This is a genomic window from Paraburkholderia sp. SIMBA_054 (genome assembly GCF_046534875.1).
GTDB lineage: Bacteria > Pseudomonadota > Gammaproteobacteria > Burkholderiales > Burkholderiaceae > Paraburkholderia > Paraburkholderia hospita.
Genome location: NZ_JAWRXV010000649.1, coordinates 1 through 278 on the forward strand (window position 1 = coordinate 1; position 278 = coordinate 278).

The following is a 278-nucleotide window of genomic DNA, read 5'->3' on the forward strand; positions in this document are numbered from 1 at the left end:
CGTAGATCATGCCGCTGTCCCACAGTGAGTGCAGGTTGGTGCCCTTGCCGTTGAACTGCAGCTGGAAATCATTGCCGCCCTTGTCGGCGGCATAGCCGGCGTGCATCGGCTGGTGGATGTCGCCGACGAAGTGGACGACGAACTTCAGTGCCTGGCGGCGGGTTTCGAGCGTCTGGCTGTGATCGGCGAGCAGGGCGGTCTGGACCTTGAGCGCGACGATCACGCAGTCGCCGCCGGGGCAGTCGCGCGGCGGCTCGTAGCCGCAGCCGTTCTCGCCG

The 278-nt window shown here is 66.5% G+C and carries 1 protein-coding gene; it reads right to left on the reverse strand.

Going from position 1 to position 278, the window contains the following annotated elements; all coding sequences use genetic code 11:
• Nucleotides 1-278, reverse strand: a 278-nt coding sequence (locus SB822_RS56700) for a S1/P1 nuclease (RefSeq protein WP_410859053.1), incomplete at both ends; no start/stop codon positions are given.